General features: G+C 72.6%; 3 protein-coding genes. 2 read left to right on the forward strand and 1 reads right to left on the reverse strand.

What is annotated here, in order from left to right; translation table 11 throughout:
• The first annotated feature begins 91 nt into the window (after window positions 1-91).
• Window positions 92-349, forward strand: coding sequence for a hypothetical protein (locus AB8Z75_RS33455; protein WP_369208670.1), 258 nt, complete (start codon window positions 92-94; stop codon window positions 347-349).
• Between the two features lie 278 nt (window positions 350-627).
• Window positions 628-1812 carry a D-alanyl-D-alanine carboxypeptidase family protein gene (locus AB8Z75_RS33460; RefSeq protein WP_369208674.1) on the forward strand — a complete coding sequence of 395 codons (1185 nt, stop codon included), beginning with the start codon at window positions 628-630 and terminating at the stop codon, window positions 1810-1812.
• Here the strand turns inward: AB8Z75_RS33460 and AB8Z75_RS33465 are convergent.
• On the reverse strand, window positions 1718-2872 hold the full coding sequence (locus AB8Z75_RS33465) for a YihY/virulence factor BrkB family protein (protein ID WP_369208672.1): 1155 nt from the start codon (window positions 2870-2872) through the stop codon (window positions 1718-1720). The genes AB8Z75_RS33460 and AB8Z75_RS33465 overlap by 95 nt on opposite strands.
• Window positions 2873-2993: the final 121 nt, after the last annotated feature.

Raw genomic sequence — 2993 nt, forward strand, 5'->3', positions numbered from 1 at the left:
GACCGGGACTGGGGCTGGGGCTGGGGCTGGGGCTGGGGCCTATGTCGGAGCCGGAGCCGGAGCCGGGGCCGGAGTGGGGGCCGTCGGTGCGGTGACCGTCGGCGGTTTCGTGCACTGCCCGCTCCACCCGGGCGGCTGCGAGGCGTGGCTCACGGTGGTCGACGCGCGCGGCAAGCGGCAGGCGCTGGTGCGCACGGTCGACGGCATCTACCAGGTGACCGGTCTGACGCCGGGCGGCCACACCCTGGTGATCTCCAGCTCCTCACACGCGCCCAGCGCGGAATTCCTGCTGGTGACCGGGGCGGCGGACCGGACGCGGCACGACGTCGAGCTGCGGCCGGCCCCTTGAGGAGGGGCGCCTACGGCCCCGGGGCCCGCCGGGCGGGCGACCCCGGGGCCCTCCTCTGGCCTAGCGCACTGGGCGAGTTGGCGTATCCGGAGGCGTGTGTGCCGGGGCTCGGCGTCCCCCACGCACGGAAGGGCCTGTACGTTCGCAGGGTGCCCATTTCTTCGCATTATTCAGACCGCACCCCGCGCTCGGGCGCGCCCCGCGCCCCGCGCACGCGCCGTGCCGCCGCGCTCGCCTCCACGGCGTTCGCGCTCTCCTTGCTGACCGTCCCCGCCGCGATGCCCGCGCACGCCGACGAGAACGAACCGGCGGACACCGCCAAAGAGCCCAAGCCGCCCGCCCAGATGTCGACCGTGGGCGGGGCACAGCTCGGCCGTCCCGGTACCCAGGTGAACCTGAAGCAGGGCGCGCCGAAGCTGCCGACCAAGCTGTCGGCGCGCTCGTGGATCATCTCCGACGCGGAGTCGGGCCAGGTGCTCGCCTCGCACAACGCCCACTGGCGGCAGCCCCCGGCCAGCACCCTGAAGATGCTGTTCGCCGACACGGTGCTGCCGAAGCTGCCCAAGGACCGCGAGCACAAGGTCGTCCCCTCGGATCTGGAGGGCATGGGCGAGGGCAGCAGCCTGGTCGGCGTCAAGGAGGGTGAGACGTACTCCGTGCACGACCTGTGGCTCGGCGTCTTCCTGCGCTCGGGCAACGACGCGGTGCACGTGCTCGCCGCAATGAACGGCGGCGTCGACAAGACCGTCAAGGAGATGAACGAGAAGGCCCGCGCGCTCACCGCGAACGACACCAAGGTCGTCAGCCCGGACGGTTACGACCGCCCGGGACAGGTCTCCTCGGCGTACGACCTGACGCTCTTCGCCAGGGCCGGGCTGCAGAACAAGGACTTCCGCGAGTACGCGGCGACCGCGACCGCGAAGTTCCCCGGCGAGACGAAGAAGAAGGACGGCAAGACCACGCGCGGCAGCTTCCAGATCCAGAACACCAACCGCCTGCTCACGGGGGACGTGGGCATCGACCCGTACCCGGGGATCGCGGGCGTCAAGAACGGTTCGACGACCAACGCGGGCAACACCTTCACCGGCGTCGCCCAGCGCGGCGACCGGGTGCTGCTGGTGACGGTCATGCACCCGGACGGTGAGGAGCCGCACGGCGTCTACAAGGAGACCGCCAGGCTGCTGGACTGGGGCTTCGACGCCGCCGGAAAGGTCGAGCCGGTGGGCGAGCTGGTCGCGCCGAGCAGCACGGGCGGCGGCGGGGGCACCCCGACGGGCAAGGGCGGCGAGGCCGGCGGCTCCTCGGACGCCCGCGCGGCCTCCCCGTCCGACAGCAAGCCCTCGGGCGGCGCGGGGATGGCCGTCGGGATCACCGCGGGCGTTCTGGTGCTTCTCGGTCTGGTGGCGTACGGGGTGCACCGCCGCTGGCCGCTTCCCGACCTGGCGCGCCGCCACCGCCGCTGACGTCGCTGCCGCTGACGTCGCTGCCGCCGGCGCCGGCACCACTGGCGTCGGCGCCGCTGCTGTCGGCCTCGGCCTCCCACTCGCTCTCGGCCTCCCACTCGCTCTCGGCCTCCCGCTCGCTCTCGGCCTCCCCCTCGGTGTCACCGTCATCGGACGCGTCGCCCCCGTCGAAGAGTTCCCTGACCGGTTGCTGTGCGTCCGGGTCGGAACCGGGTGCCGGCGTGGTGGCGGTCCAGGCCGCGCAGTACAGCAGCAGCTTCGTCATGAAGCTGATCCACAGCAGCAGGGCGATGGGCACACCGAAGGCGCCGTAGATGTTCTTGGCGGCGACCTGCTGGAGGTAGCCGCCGAGCAGCAGCTTCAGCAGCTCGAACCCGACGGCACCCTGCAGGGCCGCCGCCAGCACCGCGCGGCGCGGCGGCTTCACGCGGGGCAGCAGCGTCAGCACGTACCACAGCAGCAGGAAATCGGCGGCGAGGGCGGCGGCGTAGGCGGCGGTGCGCAGCAGCACCGTACCGACGCCGCCCTCGGTCAGGCCGATCCACTCGGCGACGCGGGTCACGGCGGTGACGGCGAAGGCCGACCCGCCGAAGGAGACCAGTCCGACCACGCCCAGGCCGAGCAGGGTTCCCAGGTCGGTGGCCTTGCGGAGGACGACGTTGCCGGGGTCCTCCTCCAGGTCCCACACCGCGCGCAGGCTCTCGCGCAGCGCGCCGACCCAGCTGGCGCCGGTGAACAGCAGCGCGGCGCCCGCGACCGTGCCGACGGTGCCCGCGTTGTCGACCAGGGACTGGAGCTGTAGCTGGTCGGAGATGCCGGGCACCTGGTCGGTGAGGGTGTCCTGAAGCTGCCGCATCTGGTCGTGAGGGAGCAGCGCGGCGGCGACGGCGGCGCCGACCGCGAGCATCGGGAACAGTGCCAGGAAACTGGTGAAGGTGATCGCGGCGGCCAGCCGCGTCCACTTGCGGGCGTCCAGGTGCGCGTAGACGTGCCAGAGCCGGGTGGTGAGGAACCACGCGACGCCGGGGCCCACGAGCGGCAGCTTCGTCAGTTTTTCCACATCTGCCCCCTGCCCCGTCACGGCGTTTTCCAGCCATCCAGCGCGGACGGCAACTGTCCGTGATCATGCTGCGTCAGCCGGTCGGCCGACTGCTCCGCGCGAGAGGCCGACCGGCTGACGC

Source organism: Streptomyces sp. PU-14G, assembly GCF_041028275.1.
Taxonomy (GTDB): domain Bacteria; phylum Actinomycetota; class Actinomycetes; order Streptomycetales; family Streptomycetaceae; genus Streptomyces.

What these genes read in the sequence shown, in the direction of transcription:
- AB8Z75_RS33460 (WP_369208674.1), top strand. Translation starts at nt 628, where the DNA reads ATGCCCGCGCACGCCGACGAGAACGAACCGGCGGACACCGCCAAAGAG.